At 41.2% G+C, this 21,832-nt stretch carries 21 protein-coding genes; 13 read left to right on the forward strand and 8 right to left on the reverse strand.

What is annotated here, in order from left to right:
• The first annotated feature begins 123 nt into the window (after window positions 1-123).
• From ABG082_RS03645 to ABG082_RS03665, 5 genes are all read left to right on the forward strand, one after another.
• On the forward strand, window positions 124-1,719 hold the full coding sequence (locus ABG082_RS03645; protein ID WP_348936553.1) for a sensor histidine kinase: 1,596 nt from the start codon (window positions 124-126) through the stop codon (window positions 1,717-1,719).
• A 3-nt stretch (window positions 1,720-1,722) separates the two neighbouring features.
• Window positions 1,723-2,421, forward strand: coding sequence for a response regulator (locus ABG082_RS03650; protein WP_144626173.1), 699 nt, complete (start codon window positions 1,723-1,725; stop codon window positions 2,419-2,421).
• Window positions 2,422-2,423: 2 nt separating this feature from the next.
• On the forward strand, window positions 2,424-3,401 hold the full coding sequence (locus ABG082_RS03655; RefSeq protein WP_017358771.1) for a tripartite tricarboxylate transporter substrate-binding protein: 978 nt from the start codon (window positions 2,424-2,426) through the stop codon (window positions 3,399-3,401).
• A 191-nt stretch (window positions 3,402-3,592) separates the two neighbouring features.
• Complete coding sequence (locus ABG082_RS03660; RefSeq protein WP_007496556.1) at window positions 3,593-4,891, forward strand: citrate:proton symporter; 1,299 nt, start codon at window positions 3,593-3,595, stop codon at window positions 4,889-4,891.
• 181 nt (window positions 4,892-5,072) lie between these two features.
• Window positions 5,073-6,704, forward strand: coding sequence for a M14 family metallocarboxypeptidase (locus ABG082_RS03665; protein ID WP_348936554.1), 1,632 nt, complete (start codon window positions 5,073-5,075; stop codon window positions 6,702-6,704).
• Between the two features lie 73 nt (window positions 6,705-6,777).
• Here ABG082_RS03665 and ABG082_RS03670 read toward each other — a convergent pair whose 3' ends face one another.
• Window positions 6,778-7,263: a phenolic acid decarboxylase gene (locus ABG082_RS03670; RefSeq protein ID WP_008341777.1), complete on the reverse strand. Its 486-nt coding sequence runs from the start codon at window positions 7,261-7,263 to the stop codon at window positions 6,778-6,780.
• 113 nt (window positions 7,264-7,376) lie between these two features.
• Between ABG082_RS03670 and ABG082_RS03675 the strand changes: the two genes are divergently transcribed.
• The 3 genes from ABG082_RS03675 to ABG082_RS03685 all read left to right on the forward strand — a co-directional run bounded on the left by ABG082_RS03675 (window position 7,377) and on the right by ABG082_RS03685 (window position 9,671).
• Window positions 7,377-7,934, forward strand: a complete 558-nt coding sequence (locus tag ABG082_RS03675; RefSeq protein ID WP_017358773.1) for a PadR family transcriptional regulator — start codon at window positions 7,377-7,379, stop codon at window positions 7,932-7,934.
• Between the two features lie 104 nt (window positions 7,935-8,038).
• Window positions 8,039-9,145, forward strand: a complete 1,107-nt coding sequence (locus tag ABG082_RS03680; protein ID WP_007496564.1) for a nitric oxide synthase oxygenase — start codon at window positions 8,039-8,041, stop codon at window positions 9,143-9,145.
• A 100-nt stretch (window positions 9,146-9,245) separates the two neighbouring features.
• Window positions 9,246-9,671 carry a hypothetical protein gene (locus tag ABG082_RS03685; RefSeq protein ID WP_048002728.1) on the forward strand — a complete coding sequence of 142 codons (426 nt, stop codon included), beginning with the start codon at window positions 9,246-9,248 and terminating at the stop codon, window positions 9,669-9,671.
• A gap of 14 nt (window positions 9,672-9,685) precedes the next feature.
• On the opposite strand, the gene ABG082_RS03690 is transcribed toward ABG082_RS03685, so the two are convergent.
• Window positions 9,686-9,958 carry an acylphosphatase gene (locus ABG082_RS03690; RefSeq protein WP_025206918.1) on the reverse strand — a complete coding sequence of 91 codons (273 nt, stop codon included), beginning with the start codon at window positions 9,956-9,958 and terminating at the stop codon, window positions 9,686-9,688.
• A 122-nt stretch (window positions 9,959-10,080) separates the two neighbouring features.
• Between ABG082_RS03690 and ABG082_RS03695 the strand changes: the two genes are divergently transcribed.
• The gene (locus tag ABG082_RS03695; RefSeq protein ID WP_058214350.1) at window positions 10,081-10,731 is read left to right on the forward strand and encodes an MOSC domain-containing protein; all 651 of its coding nucleotides are present in this window, start codon (window positions 10,081-10,083) and stop codon (window positions 10,729-10,731) included.
• 41 nt (window positions 10,732-10,772) lie between these two features.
• Here the strand turns inward: ABG082_RS03695 and ABG082_RS03700 are convergent, their stop codons facing one another.
• The 3 genes from ABG082_RS03700 to map all read right to left on the reverse strand — a co-directional run bounded on the left by ABG082_RS03700 (window position 10,773) and on the right by map (window position 12,086).
• Window positions 10,773-10,910: a YflJ family protein gene (locus tag ABG082_RS03700; protein WP_317328864.1), complete on the reverse strand. Its 138-nt coding sequence runs from the start codon at window positions 10,908-10,910 to the stop codon at window positions 10,773-10,775.
• A 134-nt stretch (window positions 10,911-11,044) separates the two neighbouring features.
• Complete coding sequence (locus ABG082_RS03705) at window positions 11,045-11,206, reverse strand: hypothetical protein (protein ID WP_008341770.1); 162 nt, start codon at window positions 11,204-11,206, stop codon at window positions 11,045-11,047.
• A gap of 130 nt (window positions 11,207-11,336) precedes the next feature.
• The gene (map, locus tag ABG082_RS03710) at window positions 11,337-12,086 is read right to left on the reverse strand and encodes a type I methionyl aminopeptidase (RefSeq protein ID WP_008341769.1); all 750 of its coding nucleotides are present in this window, start codon (window positions 12,084-12,086) and stop codon (window positions 11,337-11,339) included.
• A gap of 190 nt (window positions 12,087-12,276) precedes the next feature.
• Here map and nagE point away from each other — a divergent pair, with 190 nt between their 5' ends.
• Complete coding sequence (gene nagE / locus ABG082_RS03715; RefSeq protein ID WP_282833990.1) at window positions 12,277-13,641, forward strand: N-acetylglucosamine-specific PTS transporter subunit IIBC; 1,365 nt, start codon at window positions 12,277-12,279, stop codon at window positions 13,639-13,641.
• Between the two features lie 18 nt (window positions 13,642-13,659).
• On the opposite strand, the gene ABG082_RS03720 is transcribed toward nagE, so the two are convergent.
• Complete coding sequence (locus ABG082_RS03720; RefSeq protein WP_348936555.1) at window positions 13,660-14,418, reverse strand: DUF817 domain-containing protein; 759 nt, start codon at window positions 14,416-14,418, stop codon at window positions 13,660-13,662.
• Between the two features lie 195 nt (window positions 14,419-14,613).
• Here ABG082_RS03720 and ABG082_RS03725 point away from each other — a divergent pair, with 195 nt between their 5' ends.
• Window positions 14,614-15,117, forward strand: a complete 504-nt coding sequence (locus ABG082_RS03725) for a DoxX family protein (RefSeq protein WP_007496570.1) — start codon at window positions 14,614-14,616, stop codon at window positions 15,115-15,117.
• Window positions 15,118-15,159: 42 nt separating this feature from the next.
• On the opposite strand, the gene ABG082_RS03730 is transcribed toward ABG082_RS03725, so the two are convergent.
• Window positions 15,160-15,747 (reverse strand): YjgB family protein, encoded by a 588-nt coding sequence (locus ABG082_RS03730; RefSeq protein ID WP_135226998.1) that lies wholly within the window; start codon window positions 15,745-15,747, stop codon window positions 15,160-15,162.
• A 101-nt stretch (window positions 15,748-15,848) separates the two neighbouring features.
• Window positions 15,849-17,831: an LTA synthase family protein gene (locus ABG082_RS03735; RefSeq protein WP_241511800.1), complete on the reverse strand. Its 1,983-nt coding sequence runs from the start codon at window positions 17,829-17,831 to the stop codon at window positions 15,849-15,851.
• 578 nt (window positions 17,832-18,409) lie between these two features.
• Between ABG082_RS03735 and ABG082_RS03740 the strand changes: the two genes are divergently transcribed.
• Window positions 18,410-20,068 carry a pyridoxal-dependent decarboxylase gene (locus tag ABG082_RS03740; RefSeq protein ID WP_073415375.1) on the forward strand — a complete coding sequence of 553 codons (1,659 nt, stop codon included), beginning with the start codon at window positions 18,410-18,412 and terminating at the stop codon, window positions 20,066-20,068.
• Between the two features lie 31 nt (window positions 20,069-20,099).
• Window positions 20,100-21,824: a methyl-accepting chemotaxis protein gene (locus ABG082_RS03745; protein WP_019743528.1), complete on the forward strand. Its 1,725-nt coding sequence runs from the start codon at window positions 20,100-20,102 to the stop codon at window positions 21,822-21,824.
• Window positions 21,825-21,832 lie beyond the last annotated feature (8 nt).

Below are 21,832 nucleotides of genomic sequence, written 5' to 3' on the forward strand. Positions count from 1 at the left end.
CAATACTGAGTCATCCTTTTTTTATCTATGTGAATTTTCTCTTAACTTCATGAGAAAAAATGATATGATTTTCTTAGAGTCTATTCGGGTGAATCTACTGAATTAGGGGTTGTGGCGGTGAGGATGGGCAAAAGGAAAGTCACTTTACAAACAAAAATTTTGGGGTTAATTATTGGTCTTTTACTTGTTGTTATTGCCTTATTGACCATTTGTTTTGGTTTTTTGCAGACATCAGAAAGGCAGAGCCAAGCTGAACAGCTGGCGGTGCAAACTGCTAGAACGATATCTTATATGCCGCCCATTAAAACATCGGTGGCCACGGGAGATTCGCAAAATGAAGAACAGGCTGTGCTTGAACAAATGAAGGAGCAAGTAAGAGCGCATGCTATTTTTATCACCAATCAAAAAGGGAAGGTTCTTTTTCATACGAATCATGAGGATGTAGGGAAAACCATCAGTGTGTCGGAAGGAAGAAGTACACTGCTATTTGGAGGAACTTCCATATCAACGGATGATTCTGATGGTGAAACCGTTGTCAGAGGAAGTGCTCCGATTATGAAAGAAACTGGCAGTCATGAAGAAATTATTGGGACCGTCAGCGTCGAATTTTTAAAAAGAGATATCGACCAAGCGACAGCCCATCAACTATTCAAATTAAGTTATATTGCCCTTCTTGTGCTCTTGCCTGGGGTATTTGGAGCGATTTTTTTAACAAGGAGTATTCGAAAAGATATATTAGGGCTTGAACCGCATGAAATTGCTTCATTATATCGAGAAAGAGAAGCGATGCTGCATGCGATTAAAGAGGGAATCATTGCATTTGACCGTAAAGGTGCCATTACGATGATGAATACGTCAGCTGAACAGATGCTACGCGTCTCTTCAACGCTGCCTCTTCATATTGATCAAGTGTTGCCAAATGCCAATCTTCTTTCCTATCTAAAGGTAGAGACGATTGAACCTAACATAGAATCAGTCGTCAATGATAAAACCTTCGTGCTAAATGTCAAAAAAGTGGTGCAGGACAATCTAGTATTTGGAGGAATTGTGAGCTTTAGGGAGAAAACCGAGCTGACAAAGCTGCTGGATACATTGACAGAGGTCAGTCAATATTCAGAAGACTTGAGAGCACAAACACACGAATTTTCGAATAAGCTGTACGCTATTTTAGGCTTGCTTGAGTTGAAACAAGTGGATGAAGCCATTGAGTTAATTAAAGAAGAGTATACACTTCAAAATCGCCAGCATGATTTACTCATGAAGCAAATTCGCTCTCCGAAGATACAAGCCATTTTACTTGGGAAGTTAGGAAAGGCATCTGAGAAAAAGGTTCATTTTCACATTGATGAAAATAGTTCATTGGAGCCGCTCCCAGCCCATTTGAGTTTATCTCACTTTATCACCATCATTGGCAATCTCGTAGACAATGCGTTTGAGGCTGTATTGAATAAGGAGAAAAGAGAAGTCAGCTTGTTCATCACAGATATTGGATTTGATATTATCATAGAGGTATCTGATTCAGGGGACGGTGTAGATGAAGGAGCCATTTCACAACTTTTCACAAGAGGACATTCATCAAAGGGAGAAGGGCGAGGTTATGGACTTGCCAATGTCAAAGAAGTGCTAGATGAACTTGGGGGCTGGATTGAAGTTGCGAACCAAATAGAAGGCGGTGCCATCTTCACTGTTTACATACCGAAAGGCACAAAGGGGGAATAGGTTGTGATCAAGGTACTCATTGCTGAGGACGATTTTCGAATCGCTGCGATTCATGAATCTTATATACAAAAGGTACAAGGCTTTCAAGTGGCCGGCAAGGCAAAGAGTGCAAAGGATCTGTGGGGGGCACTTCAAAAAGAACAAGTGGATCTCATTTTACTTGATGTCTACATGCCTGATGAGCTCGGCACGAACCTTTTACCGCTGTTAAGAGAGCGCCATCCTGAAGTGGATGTGATCATTATCACGGCTGCAACGGAAACGATGCTGTTAAGAGACGCACTGCATTATGGAGTGGTTCATTATTTAATCAAACCAGTGACCGCCCAAAAATTCACGCAGGTTTTAACCGAATATAAAGAGAAGAGAGAGTTAATCAATTCAAAAGAGGAAGTCAATCAAACGATGATTGATCTGTTTTTTGGTCAAATACAGGAAGAATCGCAGCAAAAGGATGAGCGAGACTTGCCAACAGGCATTAATTCACTGACTTTGGACAAAGTGAAAACATTCATGGCAGCAGAGATGAACGGAATTACAGCGGAAGAACTCGGAGAAAAAATGGGCGCATCACGCACAACAGCAAGACGATACGTAGAGTATCTTGTGACAACGGGAGAATGCCGGGCAGAGCTGGCGTATGGAATCATTGGTAGACCAGAACGAAAATATTATCCCGCCAAAAAACAAACGGAGTCATAAAAATGAAAAAAGGAATACTCTTACTCATTTTGGTCTGTCTTTGTACAACGCTCACCTTTAATGAAAAAACAGCAAAAGATTCTTTCCTGGAGCACAGCCCATTATATATTGTGGTATCAGGTGTACCTGATGGCGGATTTGACCAAACGGCTCAAGTGATGAAAACCGTGCTAGAACAAGAAAAGCTAGTGGAAGAGCCTGTGCATATTCTTTATCAAAGAGGCGGAACGGTTGATAAAGGCTGGACCTATATGATGGAGCGAGATGCCAATTATATTAGTTTAAATTCAAGCTTATTATTAAGCCGTAATTTGCTGGGTAGCAGTAACGTGACCATGAATGATGTTACCCCGCTCGCTATTCTTGCGGAAGAGTGGCAGGTAGTCGCAGTGCCAGTTGATTCTCCTTTCTCAAATGGAAAGGAGCTATTACACGCATTAAAAAAGAAACCGGATTCCTTAAAAATTGGGTTTGCCCCGGACTTTGGAAATGATGATCAAATCTCATTCGCACGGGCTGCCGAAATGGCAGGGATAGATCCATACCGCATTCAGTTTTTAAAATTTGATAGTGCAGATGATTTATTTCAAGCACTCATTGACCATGAGGTAGATGCGGCGACTACAACCATTACAGAGGTTCGCCATGATTATGAAAAGAAAAGGTTGAAGCTCGTCGCAACCACAACGAATCAGCGCTTAGAAGGATTCAAAGACGTGCCCACTTGGAAAGAACAAGGGATTCCGCTTATCTTCTCTCATTGGCGTGGTGTGATGGGACCAAAGCAAATGAATCAGCACGACATTCGAGCATGGGATCAGCTTCTTCAAAAAATGACGCAAACGAAGTCATGGAAAAAGCAGTTAAAACAAAAAGGCTGGACAGGCCGTTATATGAATAGTAAAGAAGCAAAGGTCTTTATGGAAGATCAATTAAGGCGATATGAGCAATTTATACAAGGAGAACAAGCGGTCAAATGAGACCGCTTTTTTTCATGGAACCAACAAACAACAACGATTGCACAAAATGAACAAAAAGCATTTATCGACCAAAAAAGAATTAAAATTCATAATATTTACTTCAATTCAGGCGTCAGATATCATGACAGAAAGGGTTGGAAATGGGATACCAACATTTAATGAAAGCGTATACAACATAAGGGGTGAACGAAATGTTAGCGATCTTAGGATTTCTTATGATGATTGTATTTATGGTTTTAATTATGACGAAACGTATGTCTGTTTTAACGGCATTGGTATTAACACCGATTGCATTTGCTCTTATTGCAGGTTTTCATTTTACAGAAATTTCAGACATGATTGTCAAAGGTGTACAGCAAGTTGCACCAACGGCGGTCATGATCATGTTTGCCATTTTGTACTTCGGAATTATGATTGATGCAGGTTTATTCGATCCAATGGTGGCGAAAATTTTAAAGATCGTCAAAGGCGATCCATTAAAAATTGTTGTCGGAACAGCCGTCCTGACGATGCTTGTCGCACTTGACGGTGATGGAACCACAACGTACATGATTACAACAACAGCCATGCTTCCACTATTTACACTGCTTGGCATTCGTCCGATTATTTTAGCGGGTATTGCCGGAGTCGGCATGGGGATTATGAATACGATACCATGGGGAGGGGCAACACCTAGAGCGGCAAGTGCACTTGGCGTTGATCCATCACTTTTATTTGGCCCGATGATTCCAGTCATTGGCGCAGGGGTTCTCAGTATGATTGTAGTCTCCTATTTTCTTGGAAAAGCCGAAAGAAAACGTCTTGGTGTCATTGAGCTAGAACAGCCGATTCATGCAAATGAAATGGCAGCAGCACTGCAAGATGATATTAAGCGACCGAAACTTTGGTGGTTTAATCTGACACTGACTTTGCTATTGGTTCTCTTGCTTGTGTCTGGAAAAGTAAGCTTAACGGTTCTGTTTGTTCTTGCCTTCTGTGTCGCCATTATCGTGAACTATCCGAATTTAGAACAGCAGCGTGAGCGGATTGCGGCTCATTCCACAAATGTTTTGGCGATTGCTTCGATGATTTTTGCGGCAGGTGTTTTTACAGGCATCTTAACTGGGACGAAAATGGTTGATGAAATGGCGATTTCAATTGTTTCGGCTATTCCAGAGCAGCTTGGCGGGTTTATTCCAGTCATTGTCGCGCTAACAAGCGGGATCTTCACTTTCTTTATGCCGAATGATGCATACTTTTATGGGGTACTGCCGATCCTATCAGAAACAGCGGCAGCATACGGTGTCGATAAAATTGAGATTGCGAGAGCATCTATCATTGGTCAGCCGATTCATATGTTAAGCCCACTTGTTCCATCGACTCATTTACTTGTTGGACTCGTTGGGGTATCACTAGATCAGCATCAGAAATTTGGCATGAAATGGGCGGTTCTTGCAGTCGTCGCCATGACAGTTATGGCGGTTCTAATTGGGGCCATTTCGATCTGGTAATGAGAAGAGTGTCTGCTGCTCATGCAGGCGCTCTTTTTTAGGTCCTATTGCAGGGCAACATCCATTCATTTGCCCTATATAAAGACATGCATGATTCCTCCAAAAGATATATTTTTGAAAAATGCTGACACTTTTGCTGTTTTTTTCTTTATAATGCAAATCAACGAAGGGAGAGGATAGCATGTCCAAACAGAAAAGTACCATTCTTTTTGCTGCTGTATGCCTCATGGCAGGAAGTTTGTCGATGGTGACACCAGCTTCAGCGAATGCAGAGACCCCTTATTATGGAAAAAGCTATGAGCAGCCAGCCTCGGTTCAAAAACTGTATCCTGAGCCTGACGAAACGTTTGATACCCCTGCCTTTCAGAAAAAAGGAGAAGCATTTACCACACAAGAAGAGCTTCAAGATTTTTTACGTGACATTGTCAGTAAAAGTCCTTACGCCACGCAGAAACAGATTGGAACATCCATTGAAGGAAGGTCCATTCCAGCCCTCTATTTTACAAAGGATCGTCACATCTCTCCACTGTCAAAAAAGCCAACGATCTGGCTTCAAGCACAAATACACGGAAATGAACCAGCCTCCGGTGAATCTGCCCTTGTCATCGCCAAACGACTAGCAGGTGATGAAGGAGAGCGTATACTGAGCCATGTCAACGTCATCATTGTTCCAAGAATCAATCCAGATGGTTCTTATGCATTTGACCGCAGGCTTGCAAACGGAATGGATGGCAACCGTGACCACATGACACTAGAATCTCCAGAGCTGACAGCCCTTCATCAAGAATTTAATCGCTTTGCGCCCGAGGTCGTCATCGATGCCCATGAATATGATGTTGGTCAAAAGCAGTTTGAAGACATCGGTGCATCAGGTGCACTCAAGTATCACGATTTGCTGATATTATCCGGTAAGAATTTGAACATTCCTGAAAGTATTCGTTTCACGTCAAATGAATTGTACGTCAACGGAGTGCGTGAAACATTGACGAATAAGGGATTTTCCAACGATTTATATTATACAAACACAAGAGGGAAGGACGGAAAAATCGATCTTTATGAAGGCGGAACCGATGCACGAATTGGCCGAAATGCCCTAGCGCTTTCACCAGCTTTATCCTTTCTTGTAGAAAGTAGGGGGATTGGAATTGGCAGAGAGGACTTTACCCGGCGCGTGGCAGCACAAGTCACCACTCATGAAAAAATCATTGAGACAACAGCGAAGCATGCCAAGCAGGTGAAGCAGCAAATGGTGACGGAGCGGCTGAAACTTGTGAAAAAAGGTCTTCAACCAAATGATGATGATCAAGTAGTCATTCAAGATGCTTTCAAGGCGCCTGTGAACGATTCACTTGAAATGGTGGATATTGAGAAAGGACAAACCACTAATGTCCCGGTACGTTTTCATAGTGCAAGTGATGCGGTTCCTGTCTTAACAAGAGAACGGCCGACAGCTTATCTCATTCTCCCAGGGCATGAAGGGGTAGATAGAAAGCTCAGAACTTTAGGATTAAAAAGTGTGACACTGCCTGTTGGCATGAAAGTGCCAGTTCAAGCCTATGAGGTGACAAAACGAGTGGAAACAAGCAAAACAGATATTCAGCTTGAAACGAGACTGGTTGAAAAGAAACGTCAGCTGCCAAAAGGAACAAAGGTATATGTGACTGCGCAGCCAGAGACCAATTTGCTATCGCTTGCCCTTGAACCAGAATCAAAAGACAGCTATATGTCGTCAGGTTTTATTGCATCGAAAGTAGGCGATGAACTACCAGTTTACCGATTCTTGTTATCTCAAAAGACGTTAGGTATGAAATAAAAAGGGCTAAAATGAAGTAACTTTTTAGCCCTTTGTCAACCATCTAGAAGCGGCACAGTGCGTGCCGCTTTTTCTATTTTCGTCCAGCTCTGATCTCATCGGTCATGCCTTCATACGGTGCTTCTGCGATAATCGTTTCATCGTTTACCCCAGCATGGTGGATGTACGTAATGTCTGCGAATTCTGGTACGACATACTTCGGATAGGTTTCATATTTTTCACGGGATTCTTTCATGAGGTCGATATAGTCATTTTGATAGCAAACGGTGATATCTGGACGTTCATGCACCCATTTTGGGAAGAAAATGACGCCATGCATGCGTTTCTCCTCAGGCATAAAGTTCAAAGACACGTCTGTCCCAGTCGGTTCCGTCCAGGAAACTTTGTATACCCCTTTTGTCAGTTTCACAATATTCACTTCTTGATCACGAACCCAGCGGCCTCCAACCATTCCGCTATGAATGCGGTAATCGATGGTGTGATCGTTTTTAATGTAAATCTCATATTCCCAGCCATTTTCATACGTATAAATCATATGAAGTCCAACGAATTGATCCATGTTTATTCCTTCTTTCAATTAAAATGATGTTGTTTCAAACATGTCATGATTTACATGTTTATTTTAGGGTGTATGGTATACTATTGTCAAAGAATATGCGTTGGAGGCATGTCATGAGAGTACTGAAATATGCCATTCTTGGCTTACTAGATCAGCGTGAGCTGACAGGATACGATATGAAGAAACACTTTGAAGATTCCCTTGGACAGTTTTGGAGTGCGAAGCATAGTCAAATATACCCTGAATTAAAGCGGCTAACAGAAGAGGGTTTTATTGAATTTGATATTCACATACAAGGAAAGAAGCTAGAGAAGAAGGTTTATCAAATCACTGATGCAGGAAAAAGAGAACTGCATGAATGGTTAAGGGAAAAAGGCCCGATTCCAGACACAACAAAAGATGAATTTATGTTAAAAACGTTCTTTATCTCATCTATGGATCAAAAAGAAGCGGCCGGTCTGTTCGCACATCAGCTGCTGGAGCGAACAAAGAAAGTAGAGATGCTTAAACAGAAACTGAACATTTTAACAGAAGAAGATCCATCTGCCCAATCACTGCATTCAACACAATTCGGGCATTATTTAGTGCTGACAAGGGCAATTGAAAGGGAAAAAGGGTATGTTCGCTGGCTCCAAAAGACCCTTGAAGTCATTGATTCATCCATTGTCTAAGGACGATCGTCGCACGATATGATAAAAAATGGTTTGAAACAAGTGAATTTATTAATAGAAACCGCTACAATGGATATATTCGTATTAAAGTGAGGCGAGTATGTTTGAGTAACCAAGAAGCGTTGTGGAATGAAGCAGAAGCTTTTATTTCTGTATGCTATGAAGAATTAGGCAAGTCAAATGAAGAAAAAGCAGCACGTCTGCATGAAATAAAACAAGAAATTGAGTCTGACGGCATGTATACTCATACGCAGGAAGAATTAGCTCACGGGGCAAAAATGGCATGGCGCAACAGCAACCGGTGCATTGGGCGCTTGTTTTGGTCAACACTGCATGTGCATGACTGCCGGCACGTGACAACAGAAGATGAGGTGAAAGAGGCACTCTTTCATCATATTGAGTATGCGACAAATGGCGGTAAAATCAAACCGTCCATTACCATCTTCCCACCAGAGAATAAGGGACGGAAGGAAGTCGTTATTTATAATCATCAGCTCGTTCGTTATGCGGGATATGAGTCGGAATATGGCATCATTGGGGACGAGGCATCACTTGAATTAACCAAGTTGTGTGAAGCGCATGGCTGGAAAGGCGAAGGCACGCATTTTGACCTTCTGCCACTTATGTTTCAGCTAAAAGATCAGCCGCCGGTTCTGTATGATCTTCCGAAAGAGATTGTTCAAGAGGTAGAGATCACTCATCCTGAATATGATGGATTCGGTGATTTAGGACTGAAATGGTATGCTGTTCCGATTATTGCTGATATGAAATTAGAAATTGGTGGCATTCATTACAATGCGGCACCGTTTAATGGATGGTATATGGGAACAGAAATTGGCGCACGTAATCTAGCTGACGAAAACCGCTACAATATGTTGAAAAAAGTCGCTTCTATTTTAGGGCTCGATACAACAAAAAATTCGTCACTTTGGAAAGACAAAGCCATTGTCGAATTGAATGTCGCGGTTCTGCACTCTTATCGCGAGGCAGGGGTAACCATTGTGGATCACCATACAGCAGCCCATCAATTCAAGCAGTTTGAAAAACAGGAAGAAAAGGCTGATCGTAAGCTGACTGGTGATTGGACATGGCTGATTCCGCCAGTATCACCAGCTGCTACGCATATCTTCCATCGTCACTATGACAATACGATCGTGAAACCGAATTATTTTTATCAGGAAAAACCCTACCACGGGACGGAAAGAGCCTAGCGAAAAGCTAGGTTTTTTTGTATGAAATGAGTCTTTTGAATGTTGTTTGATTTGGAAAATGATGGTTTAATGGCGGTGAAATCAAAAAGGGGGAATATAGATGAAAAAAATGACGTTGCTCATATTTTTGGCTGTATTCAGTTTCAACGGATTTCTACCACTAGGTGATGAAAGAGCTAAAGCAACTACTGGAGCAATGGTTCAGAATGACATCGATTTAAAGGTGACAACCGATCGTTCAACTTATACTTCGCTTCATCCTCAGGTCAACGTCAACATGACAGCAACAACAAATGAAACACTTTATTATACAGCTGCTATTCGAAAACTTACTTTCCCAGTGACACCAGTCTTTACACACGAAGGGTCTATCTCTGGACAAAACGCTTTCGCAGCACCTACTCGTTTATTACTTCCTAACAGTGGATCAGCCAACTATGATGTTCATGTGAGTCTCTACAAAGATGCTTCACGTACAACCTTGATTGGTTATTATGTTGCAAACCCATTTACTGTTGTGAAATAAAGGACACACATCAACTATCCTCTAATCCGAAAGTCTTGATAATGGGCGAACGTGGTGAGCGGCTCCATGTCCAAATGTGTGACTTTTGAAAAAGGACTGCCTTTACGGACGGTCTCTAAAAAGTCAAAAACCTCCTGCTGCTCTCCTTCTACTTTTAACTCCACGTGACCCTCATCTGTGTTGCGTACCCAGCCTTTCATCCCTCGATTGACGGCTTCTCCTTGAACAAAATATCGAAAACCGACTCCTTGCACTCGTCCTTTTACAATAGCGTGATAATGAACCAATGTCATCTCTCCTTTTTTCTCATCGTACCATAACCTGCCTCGTTCCTTCATGTACCGACTATGATTTGACTGTCAAACCATGTAAAATAAAAGCAATCAGACAATCAAAGGAGATGGCGAGAGTGGGGCAGACAAGGTACGACATCGAAGGAATTCAAGTAGGGCAACCTATCACCACCTATGTGAATGGTAAAGAAATCAAAACAGCCATCAACAAAAAGCGTATTCATGAGCCTGTTTATTTGAGTAAGCTCAATTTTGATGGAGATGGCCAGGGTGATTTGGTCCATCACGGAGGTGATGATAAAGCCATTTGCGTCTTTCCATATGATCACTATACTTACTTTGAGCAATTTTTAGGAGTGTCGTTACAGGAGGCAGCTTTCGGTGAGAACGTGACCGTGCATCAGCTTGTAGAGACAGAAGTCCGTATTGGTGATGTATTTCAGTTTGGGGAAGCGATTGTTGAGGTCAGCCAGCCAAGACAGCCATGTGTGAAGCTCTCTCTTAAGCATGGAAACATGAAGCTTGTGAAGGAAGTGCAGCAAACGGGATATACCGGTTTTTATTTGCGTGTGCTGAAAGAAGGAATGGTCTCTCCTGATGAAGCTCTTGTGTTAGTCGAAAAAGCGCCCCATTCCATCACAGTCCACGAAGTCAATGAAGTTAAATACCGTCAAGTAGATCAAAACAGGCTGAAAGCAGTTCTTGAAGTAGATGCCTTAGCAGATGTGGTCAGGAAGTCTTTAGAAAAACGTGTTCAGCCCATATAAAAAAGCCGTACATCTGATATGGATGTACGGCTTTTCAACATTTAAGAGCTCGTTTTCTTTTGCTTAAGAAGATTTGCAAGGAAATAGGTTTTAAAGCTTTGAAGCTTTCTTCCTTCATGCTTGGTCACACCAAGCTTCTTTAATTCTTCGACATACCAGCCTTTGCTACCATAATGCATGATAGAAAACTCCTTTCAATGGAAACTGCCTGCATTGTAACATCTCAAAAAAGGACGTGAAAAGTGTGCAGGTGTTTAGAAATGAAAACTGATTCTATCTGCCTATGATCCATGTATATGCTGGAAATAATCATTTATGAATTTGGCGGGTTGAGGGTAACGATGATCATGCCGACTGTCATAATCATGATGACAATACCGAGGTAGGTCATCATGGATTGTTTTTTCTTAATACCTACAACCGTTAAAATAATACTTTCAATAAAGAAGATAACACCGATGATGATGAACCACATAACAAATAAGACCCCTTTCGCATATCTTTGCCTATTTTACCACAGGCATTTTTGTTTAGTCGTGACAGATTCGTGAAAGGGTTTGTCTACACGCTGAAATCCCCTCCAGTGAAGGAGGGGACCCGCTTACTTACAGCTTTGTTAAAATAATCGGTTCGTCTTTTGTGATCACAATCGTATGTTCAATCTGTGCGACCAGGCTCTTATCAGGTGTTTTAAATGTCCAGCCGTCATCTGCTTGATAAATCGATTCAGCATTTGTTGAAATGAAAGGTTCAAAGGCGATCACTGTCCCATTCTTAAACAAAGCATTATCGAATGGATCATAATAGTTCAAAATATGGTTAGGTGCTTCATGCAGGCTTTTCCCAATGCCGTGTCCTGTCAGGTTTTTAATGACGGTAAATCCTTGTTCTTTGGCTGTATTGTAGACTGCACGGCCAATTTGATTTTGTCTTTTTCCGGCTTTCGCGTGCTTTAATCCTTCAAGGAATGCATCCTCTGCACACTGGCATAATGCTTCAAGACGAGCATCTCCTGTACCTAAAACGAATGAAATCCCAGTATCGGAATAATATCCATCAAGCTCTGCTGAGATATCAATATTAATAAGGTCGCCCTCTTGTAAAATGGTTTTTTCACTTGGAATGCCATGTGCGACTTCATCATTGACACTGATGCAAGTCGTACCGGGGAAATCATATTCTTTTTCAGGAGCTGAATTGGCTCCATGCTCTTCTAATATTTTTTTCCCAATCAAATCTAATTCTTTTGTAGACATGCCTGGTTTCGCTTGGCTTTTCATTTCTTCTCTTGCCAAAGCGACAATTCGGCCGACTTTTTTTAAGGCTTCTAACTCATGATCATGTTTGACAATCACTGTTCATTCCCGCTTTCTATAACTTCATTCTATTCAATAGCTTACCACATTTTACGCCAAAAGAGTAAAGGCTGAGATTTGGGTGAGATGTGGACAAATTGGTATAGATAACTAGATGTGCATATGATATATTTTTTATGAACATCATGAGAGATTTGTTCATGATGATGACGAAGGGGGGAGAAATAAGATGGTGTTTCAGTTTTTTCAAAAGTTAGGAAAATCATTTATGCTTCCAATCGCTGTGCTTCCTGCAGCGGGTATCATTTTGGCTATTGGGCGGGAAGATGTATTCAACATCCCGTTTATTCATGCGGCAGGAAATGCAATTTTTGCGAATTTGGCTTTAATTTTTGCTATGGGTGTAGCGATTGGTATTTCAAAGGATGGTAACGGAGCAGCGGCGTTATCTGGAGCGATCTCTTATTTTATTTTGTCAGCTGGTACCACATCGATCAATTCGACCAACAATATGGGGGTATTGGGTGGTATTTTGTGCGGACTTTTGGCAGGTTACGTTTACAATAAATTTAAGGACACGAAACTGCCTGAATACTTAGGTTTCTTTAGTGGAAGACGGCTTGTGCCTATTATGACAGCACTTTTTACCATTCTATTAGCAGCCGTTTTTGGATATGTATGGCCTCCAATTCAAAGTGTGATCAATGATTTAGGGGAGTGGATTTTAAGTCTTGGAGCAACGGGTGCCGGGCTGTTTGGCTTCTTTAACCGCTTGCTCATTCCATTAGGACTTCACCATGTGCTGAATAATTTATTTTGGTTTCAATTTGGTGAATTCAGCGGAGCGACAGGTGATTTAGCGCGGTTCTTCAAAGGCGATCCAAGTGCAGGTGTCTTTATGACTGGTTTCTTCCCAGTGATGATGTTCGGGCTGCCGGCGGCATGTCTCGCGATGATTGTGACCGCAAAGCCTGAAAAACGAAAAGCAACAGCCGGTCTTATGATTGGAATGGCACTGACGTCATTTATTACAGGGATCACAGAACCAATTGAATTCTCATTTATGTTTTTATCTCCACTTTTATATGGTGTTCATGCGATATTAACTGGTCTTTCGCTCTTTATTGTCAACACCTTAGGCATTCATAGCGGTTTCGCTTTTTCAGCCGGTGCGATTGATTACGTTTTAAGTTTTGGAATTGCGCAAAAACCAATTCTGTTACTTGTGGTTGGGGTCATCTATGGCGTGATTTACTTTGTTGTTTTCTATTTCCTGATTAAATTGTTAAAGCTAAAAACACCGGGCAGGGAAGATGATGACATCGAAGATATCCCAGGGGATGATACACATACTGCCGGAGCAAGTATGCTCGTAGAGGGACTAGGCGGCAAAGACAATATCACCACAATTGACCATTGTGCGACCCGTCTTCGTTTAACAGTAGAAGATACAGATTTATTAAATGAAGGTACATTGAAAAAAGCAGGTGCCAAAGGGGTACTGACGTCAGGAAAAACTTCCGTACAAATCATCATTGGAACAAATGTCGAATTTGTAGCCGATGATCTTCGCAAGGAAGTCGCTCGGGACTAAAAAAAGCGTTCAGCCAGATCAAATGGGCTGAACGTTTTTTTGTTTTCGCTGTTCGATCACCAGTACAATGCTGATGACAACAAGTAAAAACCATGAACTGATTTTACCAAGGTGGACGAGAGACCAAGCATGCTGCTGATTTGGATATTGCCATGCTCCTAAAAAGGTCGTGACATTTTCTGCAACCCAAATAAAAAAGCCAATCAGCAGAAACGAGATGACAAGCGGCATGCGAAAGGTCGATGAACCGACCTGAAAGGAAACGGCTGTTTTTCGAAACACAACCACTAGGAGTAATGTCAGCCACCAGCGTAAATCATAGATCCAGTGATGAGTAAAGAAATTGAGGTAAATACATAAACTGATCCCAATCGAAAGATACGGCTGAGGCCATGCTTTCACCTTCACGAGAAGCCGAGTCAGTGCCTGATAAATATAGCTTGCCACGCTCGCATACATAAAACCGCTATAGAGCGGAACCCCCAAAATTTTCGTATAAGCTTCTTCAGGATAGGACCATGAACCCATATGTACTTTGTAGATTTCTAAGCCTATTCCAATCACATGAAAGAGACAAATAACCTTCAACTCTGTCAGCGTCTCAAGCCGTAGCATCAGCATGAGAAGCTGTGCCATAAGGCAAAGCAGAAGAATAAAATCATATCGATGAAGAAAAGGAATAGACACGACCTTTGATAGGGCAAGCGCCGTAAAGATCATGACAGGAAATAGACAAGAGATGGCCTGTAAATAAGCAAAATGAAATAATGTTTTCATACAAAATGTAACCCCTTTTCACTGTCTGAAATAACTTAGACGGTGATAACAAGAGAAAAGTTTACCTCTACTTGATATTCATGAACAATTTGTGAATATATATGTGAAAAGGATCACAAATGATATTTTACATAGTATAATAAGATCATAAAGAGAATGTGAAATATTTCACATAATTTAAAAGGAGGCATCATCATGTTTACAAAATTCTTACAAACGAATGTATGGGCAGCCGTTATTCTCTTGGCAGCAAGACTTTATATCGGATGGACTTGGCTGACATCTGGTATTGGAAAACTAACAGGCGGATTCGATGCATCAGGATATTTGCAATTTGCCATAGCTGAACCTGTTGTGAAAGATGGACATCTTGTTTATCCGTTCTATGTCTGGTTTTTAGAAAATGTCGCGTTGCCAAATGCCGGACTCTTCAGTGCCATGGTCATGTGGGGAGAAATCTTAGTTGGTCTAGGACTAATTGTTGGATTGTTTACAACAACGGCAGCCTTTTTTGGAAGCGTGATGAATGTCTCTTTCTTACTAGCTGGAACCGTCTCTGTTAACCCGCTTCTTCTTCTGATCGCCGTCTTCATTATGGCAGCGAAAGGAAATGCCGGAAAACTTGGCCTTGATTATGTAGCAGGTCCAGTCCTTAAGAGAAAACTGAAAAGAAAGCCGCATTTAGAAGTGGCATCTTAATAAAAGAAAGCATCCTGAGCGAAAACTCAGGATGCTTTTTATTTAGGAACCGGCTTTGATGAGGTTAATATGCACCACAGTCAGCTCGTGCTGACTGATATCTGGATCATGTCCGACGACAAATTCGAGCTCATAATCACCGGTCTGATAAACGTATTTCTTCTCTTTTGTTTGCGGGATGGTGCTGACTGAATCTGCAGGTCCAAGCTGTTTCTTTAATAGGGAAGGAGTCATTCCTCCGATATTCGTTTCTTTTTCTACATTTGTTCCAAAATAACGGATTTCGTTTATTTTGCCTTTTTTGTCATAGTGAAAAGCGAATCCAGGGTTGCCCATCTCAGCATGATACAAATCAAAGCCGTTTTGCCCGGTTGCTGGATAAGGCTGTCCTAATTTATGCCGTACGTCTTTTTTTGTTTGAACCCCTATTTTGAGTCCTTCTGCATAGTATGGCATTTGTCCTTTATGTGCCAGCTGATAAATGCTGTTTAGTGCTGCTTTCGGACCTTGAGGAATGGATTGTTCTGCCTGCGTTTGGGTCAGGGCGTGCGCTGAAATCGCCGGGCTGAAAGCAAATAAGGTGGAAGAAGCGAGTGAAGCGGTCACGAGAAATGCTGCTGTTTTTTTCATGATCAATAATCCCTCCTTCTTCACCTATACCCGGTGTCATGCGGATCAAACGTAAAAAGCCCCAGCTGATCTTGGATCGGCTGGGGCTTTAAATGAGAAAGTTATTTGGAAGACGAGCTGGATTCATCTTTGGCGGAAGAAGAATCTTTTTCATCCTGTACTTTCTTTGTGTAGTCATAATCATTTCGTTCAATTGGTGTAAAGCCTTTAGGTTTGTAGAAACGGAGTAAATCTTCCGTGACAATCTTATCAGATGTCTCTAGCATCTTTTTCACCGTTTCGTTTTCTTGTGATGCCTTTTCAGTCGGCTCGATTTTTTCACCTGTTTTGTTGCTGTAATAATTGTTACCTACTTTCGTGTAGTCCTTAGACACGAAGTCTCCATTTCTAAATGGCACAAGCTCTTTAAAGTTCTTCGATAAGATATCAGAACCAGACATTAAATAGTTCTTCGTATCATCTCCGAGCAGGTGGAGAAGGGTAGGCGCAACATCCACTTCACCAGAGTATTTATGAATCTGTCCGCCTTTTACGCCTGGCACATGGATAAAGAGCGGCACACGCATAAGCTGGGCATTTTCATAGTCTCCAATTTTTTCGCCAGTCACTTTTTCCATCGCTTCATTATGGTTTTCTGAAATGCCGTAATGGTCACCGTACATAATGACGACGGTATTGTCATAGAGACCGGATTTCTTCAAGTCATTAAAGAACTGTTCAATGGCTTCATCTAAATAATGAGCAGATTGGAAGTAGTTATCAACGACGGAGTCTCCGAAGTCGCCAGGTTCAAAATCAGTATCACCTTCATCCATACCAAATGGGAAGTGGTTTGACAGCGTAATGAATTTTGAATAAAACGGCTGTTTTAGATTTTCAAGCATTGGCATGGATTCTTTGAAGAACGGTTTGTCTTTCAATCCATAGTTCTTCGTATCTTGTTCATTCATATCGTAGTACTCAGAATCGTAAAATCTGTCATATCCAAAGGACTTAAACATTTCATTTCGGTTCCAGAACGTTTTCGTATTCCCGTGGAATTCAGCGGACGTGTATTGGTCCTTTTTCAAAATGCCAGGAAGCGCCTGATATGTGTTTTGAGCTTTGTTAATAAACACAGAGCCTTGTGATAATGGGAAAAGCCCCGTATCCATCATAAATTCCGCATCAGATGTCTTTCCTTGTCCTGTTTGATGGAAGAAGTTATCAAAATAAAACGTTTTGTTGTCATGGGCTAATGAATTTAGGAAAGGAGTGACCTCTTTTCCATTCACCTTGTAATCAATGACAAAGTTTTGCAGTGATTCAAGAGAAATCGTAATGACGTTCATGCCTTTCGCTTTCCCGTAATAAGCCGGGTTTGGATCAGCGCTGTTCGCCTTTAGATAATTCTCTACATCTGTTACGTCACTTGAATTTGCCAGGGCACGCTGGCTGTTTGATTTCACATTTTGAATGGCATCAAACACCGTAAAATTATAAGCACCCAAGTATTTGACTAAATAATTGCGGTCGAACGATCTTGATAAAAGCTCTGGGCGATCAATTTCTGCTGCGATTAAATTGACAACAAAGATCAGAACAGAGGACACAAGAACGAGTCTAAACGATTTTGTTTTTTGAACAGGTACAGTCGCTGTACTTGTTTGCTGCTGTTTTTTCATGCGGACTGCGAGTACGATCAAGATGATGGTATCGAGAAAGTAAAACATATCAGTCCAACGCATGAGTGAAAATGCACTATCACCTAATTGTCCGCCATTCGTTCCTGCCTGCATCACTGTAGGCAGCGTGATAAAGTCATTGAAGAATCGATAGTACACAATGTTTGCGTAAAGTAAAAAAGACATGAAAAAGTGAATCACAATGATAGCGGCAGGCTGCCATTTTTTCTTGAACAATAAAGCAAAGCCAAGAAAGAACAAGCTGGAGCTAATAGGATTCACAAAAAGCAAAATATGCTGAAGCACATTTGATATACCAAGTTTAAATTCGATTAAATAAGCTGTATACGTCTTGAGCCATAACAAGATGGCTGCAATCACAAAGAAGCCGAGGCCCCTTTTTTGAATAAATGTTTTCATTTAAACACTCCTTTTCTCCGATAAACGGAAGAGGCGGAACGAAAGAAAACGAACCATTAGAATATACCATGAAATGCACAAATAGAAAAGTCATAACTGGTGAGCACCTAAGGCAGCCTGTCCGAGCTAGAAATGGGAAGACATCGAAAATACTCGATCTCCGAAAAACTTTTTGTGAAATTCATCCTAATAATTACAGAAAATTCTGTATTTTTCCTGTTGCTATATCAATAAAACAGGTAAAAAGACACAAGTCTAAAGAATTAATTTGATTTCTACAATGGTGCATTTAGGCGAATTTCCAGTGTTTATTAATGTTTATGCAGGTTAAGTAAAAAAAATGAATGAATAAACCGCTGAATTGCCTGGATAATAATTCCTTCAAGAAAGTATATTGATATATATTGTTGTTTCACAAACATAATGATTTTGATGTGTATTGTAAGGGTTTTATTCTTTTTTATGGGTGAACAAATTATCTAAATATACTTAAGTGAACAGTTCGACACTATAAACTTTTGAAACGGGGTCGATATAGACAGTGACAGGAAATCTTCCATTGAAAGGATTGATAGTATATGACTGTACGAGCACAGAACCTCGTTCAGAACTGGTTTCCGAGTGAGGACGGAAATGCAGAAGAGCGGAAAGAACTCGTTAAATTAATGGAACAGATCATTTCAGGGGTCGATGACCTGAAGGATCCGAACCGTGCTCACCTAAAAGGTGAAAAGAATCGTGAGGAGGACTTTTACAAAAAGCTCACTGAAACAAGTCAAATTCCGATGAACGGACAACAAGCGGAACTTGTGAATGAAGAATTACTGAAGCTTTTACATAATCATCCATACCACACGAAGTATTTCTTCACGAACATTTTGCCAATGGCAAGTACACCAGGAATTCTAGGCATGCTGACGGCTATGCTGGTTAACGGAAACAACCTTTGGGATGTGTATGGACCAGCAGGCGCGGAAGCTGAGGTCAGAGTGGTCTCAATGATGTCTAAGCTCATCGGATATGATCCAAATGTGAGCGGGGGTTACACAACATGGGGAGGTCAAGGGGCTATTTTCTCGGGGCTTCGTTTAGCGATTGCGAAAGTTGCACCGGAGTCATTACGAAAAGGTGTCCCGCAAAATCTTTATGCGTTTTGTTCTGATGCTGCACATTACAGCTTATTTAAGTCAATGGAAGCAACAGGGCTTGGCACAGACAACTTAATCAGAATTAAGACGAATAAAGATCATTCGATGGATATGGAAGATTTGCGTTGTCAAATGGAACGTGTTGCACAAAATGGCGGAATTCCCGTTTATATTGTGGCAACAACCGGAACAACAGATGCCATTGCAATTGATGATGTAAAAGGGGTGCGTGAAACGGCAGAAGCCATTGCTGAGAAGTATGGTCTCAAGGTGCCGCATATTCATGCAGATTCGGCGCTTGGTGGATTCTTTGCTTTCTTTAATGAGTATGATGTATCTGAAAACCCGCTGCAATTCTCAGACGGTGTTCTTCGTATGTTAAAAGAAATCAAAGCAAAGTTTCAGCATCTTTCTCTTGCTGACACGATGTGTTTTGATTTTCAAAAGCTCGGACAAACACCGTACACATCTAGTTTATTCTTAGTGAAAAACGCTGCTGACTTAAAGCGCTTGGACCTAGAAGAACAAGAAACACCATACGTTGGACATAGAGGATACGGGGAATACCATACGGGTTATACGCTTGAATGCTCAAGAATGGGAAGCTCCATCAGCATGCTAAGTGTGCTGCTAACGTTTGGAATTGAAGGATACCAGCGCTTGCTCGGTCAATTTTTAGAGGTGAACCTTGCATTTAGAGAAGCGCTCCGTCAGGAAATTCCACAAGCAGAAGTCGTCAATGATGACAATGTCGGAATGGCTACATTGTTTAGAATTTACCTAGACGGTTCTCCTCGTTTTAAGGAAGAAATATCTGGAGAAGCAACTGCTATGGAAATTGAGCGCAACAATGATTTGAACAAAATCCTCTTTGAAAAGCTTGGAGAGAAAAGAGACGAAATGTTCTTTGGCGATACAACGAAGTTTTTACAAGTCAATGCCAAAGAAGGTCAAGAATTCTATCTAAGTGTGAGTAAATTTTTTGTGATTTCACCTTATACGTTACCGGAGCATATCCCTCATATCGTATCTTATTTAAAAGATGTCATTGCATCTGTTTGTGGACAATTTGAAAGTGTAGAGGCTTAAATTAAAATTGAGAGTGGAGATGTAGAAAAAAATGGCGAAACAAAGGAAGTTTGGAGGACTTACGATATCCTCCAAAATCATGTCAGTCGTTGTCGTAACATTACTCGCAACCGTTGCATTATTCGTTCTAACATTTTATTTAGTTAGCCAGGATTTATCATCCCAATTGTTAAAACAGTTTGATTATCGATTAACAACAGATATTGATACGGCTAAAAAAGAAATCGATCAAATTGATGGAAATGTCCTTAACATAAGCGGGAAGGATGATCCCGTTTATGTGGAGATCAAAAAGAAATTCACAGAGCTACAAAAAGATCATACGCTTGAGAACTTATACGTGTTATCAAATAAGGGCGGTAAAGAAAGAATCATCGTACTAACAGGGGAAGACAATGATTTTGATCAAGATTATGTCTTTTCAGATGAAATGAAACAAGCTCTTTCTGAAGATAAAATGGTCAAAAGTGACATTTATGTTGATTCGTATGGGACTCATAAATCCGTCTTTTTACCAATTAAAGATTCAGGCGGTGAACTCACGGGGATTTTAGGAATTGACTTAGATGCGTCTGTTGTTCCAGCAACAACGAAAAAGCTGACAATTTATATTACAGTAGCATCTGCGATTGTGCTCATCGGCGGATTACTCTTCTCATTCTTCATGGGAAGAAGAATTGCAAAACCAGCACGTTCATTAATGGAATCAGCGGATCGAATTGCAGATGGTGATTTAACTGGCATGGTAGAAGTTCAAAGTAAAGATGAGATCGGTCAATTAGCGGCTTCCTTCCAGAAAATGCAGGGACGGATCAAAGAGCTTATTGGAAAGATCTCAAACTCATCAAGTGAAGTGTCGAAAATGTCTTCACAGCTTCGCACAGTGACAACGGAATCTAGTCAAAGTGCACAACAAGTGTCAGAAGCGATGACGAATATGAGTGAAGGAATCAATGATTCAGTCGCAAACATTACAGACTGCACAACATCTGTTGCGGAAATCGATACTCAAATCGAAGGCGTGACAAAAGAAGTGGATGAAATGAAATCTGTTTCATCAGAAGTACAAGAGCAGTCAGAATCTGGTCAAAAATTGGTGCAGCATGTGCTTGAACATCTCAACATGTTACACGACATGATGACAAGCTCCAAGCAAGCGGCAGAAGAATTGCAATCACATTCAACAGAAATTGAAAGTGTCATCTCCATTATTACGGACATTTCAGCGCAAACGAATCTGCTTGCACTGAATGCTTCTATTGAAGCAGCACGTGTAGGAGAAGAAGGAAAAGGATTTGCTGTTGTGGCTGATGAAGTCCGTAAGTTAGCTGAACAGTCAGCTGATGCAGCTAAAACGGTCTCAGACTTAGTCATTGGCACACAGGAAAATAGTCAGCGTGTCCTTGAAAGCGTGGAGGAAAGCAGTAAAGCAGTGGAAGAAGGCCGGGAGCAAATGAAAGGCACCTCGCAGAACTTCGCTGGTATTTATGATGGAGTGTCTCAATTTGCAAGCAGAACGAACAATTTGCTTCAATCTATTCAGCAGGTAGAACGAGCATATCAAACAATTTCTACATCGATTGAACAAATTTCGGTCGTGTCAGAAGAACATGCGGCAAGCTCTCAAGAAGTAGCGGCAGCAACAGAACAACAAAGTGCTGGCATGCAGCAAATTTCAAGTGCGATTGAACAGCTCTCTGACATGTCAGAGGACTTGGCACAAATGGTATCTACTTTTAAAATCGACAAAAAATAACGAGAAAG

It is taken from the genome of Bacillus sp. BS1807G30 (assembly GCF_040047675.1).
Classification (GTDB): Bacteria; Bacillota; Bacilli; order Bacillales; family Bacillaceae; genus Bacillus; species Bacillus altitudinis.

Excerpts from the sequence above, each read along its gene's own strand:
- ABG082_RS03645 (WP_348936553.1), top strand. The coding sequence starts at position 124 with ATGGGCAAAAGGAAAGTCACTTTACAAACAAAAATTTTGGGGTTAATT.
- ABG082_RS03655 (WP_017358771.1), top strand. The coding sequence starts at position 2,424 with ATGAAAAAAGGAATACTCTTACTCATTTTGGTCTGTCTTTGTACAACG.
- ABG082_RS03660 (WP_007496556.1), top strand. The coding sequence starts at position 3,593 with ATGTTAGCGATCTTAGGATTTCTTATGATGATTGTATTTATGGTTTTA.
- ABG082_RS03665 (WP_348936554.1), top strand. The coding sequence starts at position 5,073 with ATGTCCAAACAGAAAAGTACCATTCTTTTTGCTGCTGTATGCCTCATG.
- ABG082_RS03670 (WP_008341777.1), bottom strand. The coding sequence starts at position 7,263 with ATGGATCAATTCGTTGGACTTCATATGATTTATACGTATGAAAATGGC.
- ABG082_RS03675 (WP_017358773.1), top strand. The coding sequence starts at position 7,377 with ATGAGAGTACTGAAATATGCCATTCTTGGCTTACTAGATCAGCGTGAG.
- ABG082_RS03685 (WP_048002728.1), top strand. The coding sequence starts at position 9,246 with ATGAAAAAAATGACGTTGCTCATATTTTTGGCTGTATTCAGTTTCAAC.
- ABG082_RS03700 (WP_317328864.1), bottom strand. The coding sequence starts at position 10,910 with ATGCATTATGGTAGCAAAGGCTGGTATGTCGAAGAATTAAAGAAGCTT.
- ABG082_RS03705 (WP_008341770.1), bottom strand. The coding sequence starts at position 11,206 with ATGTGGTTCATCATCATCGGTGTTATCTTCTTTATTGAAAGTATTATT.
- nagE (WP_282833990.1), top strand. The coding sequence starts at position 12,277 with ATGGTGTTTCAGTTTTTTCAAAAGTTAGGAAAATCATTTATGCTTCCA.
- ABG082_RS03720 (WP_348936555.1), bottom strand. The coding sequence starts at position 14,418 with ATGAAAACATTATTTCATTTTGCTTATTTACAGGCCATCTCTTGTCTA.
- ABG082_RS03725 (WP_007496570.1), top strand. The coding sequence starts at position 14,614 with ATGTTTACAAAATTCTTACAAACGAATGTATGGGCAGCCGTTATTCTC.
- ABG082_RS03730 (WP_135226998.1), bottom strand. The coding sequence starts at position 15,747 with ATGAAAAAAACAGCAGCATTTCTCGTGACCGCTTCACTCGCTTCTTCC.
- ABG082_RS03735 (WP_241511800.1), bottom strand. The coding sequence starts at position 17,831 with ATGAAAACATTTATTCAAAAAAGGGGCCTCGGCTTCTTTGTGATTGCA.
- ABG082_RS03740 (WP_073415375.1), top strand. The coding sequence starts at position 18,410 with ATGACTGTACGAGCACAGAACCTCGTTCAGAACTGGTTTCCGAGTGAG.
- ABG082_RS03745 (WP_019743528.1), top strand. The coding sequence starts at position 20,100 with ATGGCGAAACAAAGGAAGTTTGGAGGACTTACGATATCCTCCAAAATC.